The organism is Mangrovibacterium diazotrophicum, assembly GCF_003610535.1.
Classification (GTDB): domain Bacteria; phylum Bacteroidota; class Bacteroidia; order Bacteroidales; family Prolixibacteraceae; genus Mangrovibacterium; species Mangrovibacterium diazotrophicum.
This window is the reverse complement of the sequence record NZ_RAPN01000008.1, coordinates 1-3,254: the sequence shown is the minus strand read 5'-3', so window position 1 is coordinate 3,254 and position 3,254 is coordinate 1. Positions and strand designations below refer to the sequence as shown.

The following is a 3,254-nucleotide window of genomic DNA, read 5'->3' as shown; positions in this document are numbered from 1 at the left end:
CTTTAAAGTTCTTTGACATATTGGGAAAAAGAAATAAGAATACGAAAGAATATTTGTATTCAACCTTAAAGAATCAAAATTAGGTTATATAGAGATATATGACTAACAAGTAAGGAGAAAGTTATTAAGGGCGTACGGGGGATGCCTTGGCTCTCATAGGCGATGAAGGACGTGATAAGCTGCGAAAAGCTGCGGGGATTGGCAAATACGAATTGATCCGCAGATATCCGAATGGGACAACCCACTCCGCAAGGAGTATCCAATCATATTGGAAGCTAACCCAGGGAACTGAAACATCTAAGTACCTGGAGGAAAAGAAAACAAAAGTGATTCCCTAAGTAGTGGCGAGCGAACGGGGAACAGCCTAAACCATCATTGTTTCGGCAATGGTGGGGTTGTAGGACCACGACATTTGCGTTAACATTAAATAGAATAAACTGGAAAGTTTAACCATAGAAGGTGATAGTCCTGTATATGTACGTTGTTAACAAGATAGTGGTATCCTGAGTAGGGCGGGACACGTGAAATCCTGTCTGAATCTGCCGGGACCATCCGGTAAGGCTAAATACTCATGAGAGACCGATAGTGAACAAGTACCGTGAGGGAAAGGTGAAAAGCACCGTGAATAACGGAGTGAAATAGTACCTGAAACCGTACGCTTACAAGCGGTTGGAGCATCCTTTTGGGTGTGACAGCGTGCCTTTTGCATAATGAGCCTACGAGTTAGTCGTCACTGGCGAGGTTAAGGACTTCAGGTCCGGAGCCGAAGCGAAAGCGAGTCTGAATAGGGCGTTATTAGTCAGTGGCGCTAGACGCGAAACCTTTGTGATCTACCCATGGTCAGGTTGAAGTTTTGGTAACACAAAATGGAGGACCGAACCAGGGAGCGTTGAAAAGCTCTTGGATGAACTGTGGGTAGGGGTGAAAGGCCAATCAAACTGGGAAATAGCTCGTACTCCCCGAAATGCATTTAGGTGCAGCGTCGTGTTTGAGTCTTATAGAGGTAGAGCTACTGATTGGACGCGAGGGCTTCACCGCCTATCAAATCCAGACAAACTCCGAATGCTATAAGATGCTTCACGGCAGTGAGGGCATGGGTGCTAAGGTCCGTGTCCGAGAGGGAAAGAACCCAGACCATCAGCTAAGGTCCCCAAGTGTATATTAAGTTGGTTAAACGAGGTCTGATTGCATAGACAGCTAGGATGTTGGCTTGGAAGCAGCCATTCATTTAAAGAGTGCGTAACAGCTCACTAGTCGAGCGATCGGGCGTGGATAATAATCGGGCATCAAATATACCACCGAAGCTATGGATTTATGGTAGGGGAGCATTCCAATCTTGCGTTGAAGGTGTACTGTGAGGTATGCTGGAGCGTTTGGAAAAGCAAATGTAGGCATAAGTAACGACAAAGCAGGCGAGAAACCTGCTCGCCGATAGACTAAGGTTTCCTGATCAACGTTAATCGGATCAGGGTTAGTCGGGGCCTAAGGGGTAGCCGAGAGGCGAACTCGATGGATGATCGGTTAATATTCCGATACTGTTTTATACTGCGATGGGGTAACGAAGTGATGAAAGATCCGCGTACTGACGGAATAGTACGTTAAAGGGCGTAAGTTTTGAGAAGCATAGGCAAATCCGTGCTTTGAGCTGAAACCTGACAGTACCGAGAGTCTTCGGACAATCGGATAGTGATCCTAAGGGCTTCCGAGAAAACCCTCTAAGCTTCAGGTATAAGACACCCGTACCGCAAACCGACACAGGTAGTCAAGGAGAGAATCCTGAGGCGCTCGAGTGATTCATGGCTAAGGAACTAGGCAAAATCGACCCGTAACTTCGGGAGAAGGGTCGCTCTACTCCGGTAGAGCCGCAGTAAAAAGGTCCATGCGACTGTTTATCAAAAACACATGGCTTTGCTAAATCGAAAGATGATGTATAAGGCCTGACACCTGCCCGGTGCCGGAAGGTTAAGTGGGGATGTTATCGCAAGAGAAGCATTGAAATGAAGCCCCGGTAAACGGCGGCCGTAACTATAACGGTCCTAAGGTAGCGAAATTCCTTGTCGGGTAAGTTCCGACCTGCACGAATGGTGTAACGATGTGGACACTGTCTCGGCCATGAGCTCGGTGAAATTGTAGTATCGGTGAAGATGCCGATTACCCGCAACGGGACGGAAAGACCCCGTGAACCTTTACTGCAACTTCACATTGATTCTGGGTAAGTGATGTGTAGGATAGGACGGAGGCTATGAAGCGGGTTCGCCAGGACTTGTGGAGCCATCCTTGAAATACGTCCCTTTGCTTACTCGGGACCTAACTCTCTAACGAGAGGACAGTGTGTGGTGGGTAGTTTGACTGGGGTGGTCGCCTCCAAAAGAGTAACGGAGGCTCCCAAAGGTACCCTCATGACGATTGGTAACCGTCAGCAGAGTGTAATGGTATAAGGGTGCTTGACTGTGAGACTGACAAGTCGATCAGGTAGGAAACTAGGGCATAGTGATCCGGTGGTTCCGTATGGAAGGGCCATCGCTCAAAGGATAAAAGGTACTCCGGGGATAACAGGCTGATCGCTCCCAAGAGCTCATATCGACGGAGCGGTTTGGCACCTCGATGTCGGCTCGTCACATCCTGGGGCTGGAGAAGGTCCCAAGGGTTGGGCTGTTCGCCCATTAAAGTGGCACGCGAGCTGGGTTCAGAACGTCGTGAGACAGTTCGGTCCCTATCTGTTGTGGGCGTTGGAAATTTGAGAGGACCTGCTGCTAGTACGAGAGGACCGCGGTGGACATACCTCTAGTGTATCAGTTGTCTCGCCAGGGGCATTGCTGAGTAGCTATGTATGGAAGGGATAAGTGCTGAAAGCATCTAAGCACGAAGCCTCCCTCAAGATGAGATTTCCTTTAAGGGTCGTTGGAGACGACAACGTTGATAGGCTGCAGGTGTAAAGGCGGTGACGTCATAGCCGAGCAGTACTAATTACCCGAAGACTTTCCCTTAGGTTTTTTAAGACTGTATATGATATTTGGTAAGTATTCTTATTTTCCCGGTATGTTTAAACGTATTTAAGTGTTGGGGTAGTGTTTTGATACACTACAACCATTCCTCACGAATTTAGGTGATTATAGCGGCGGGGTTCCACCTCTTCCCATTCCGAACAGAGAAGTTAAGCCCGCCAGCGCCGATGGTACTGCATTTATGTGGGAGAGTAGGTCGTCGCCATCTTTAACAAACCCTGTGTTCGACAGAGCACAGGGTTTTTTTAT

Annotated in this window: 2 rRNA genes; both read left to right on the top strand. The window is 48.1% G+C overall.

The features are described 5' to 3' along the window. The first annotated feature begins 114 nt into the window (after positions 1-114). A 23S ribosomal RNA gene (locus BC643_RS23260) occupies positions 115-2,987 on the top strand. Between the two features lie 115 nt (positions 2,988-3,102). Next, positions 3,103-3,213 (top strand): 5S ribosomal RNA (rrf, locus tag BC643_RS23255). The last annotated feature ends 41 nt before the right edge of the window (positions 3,214-3,254 follow it).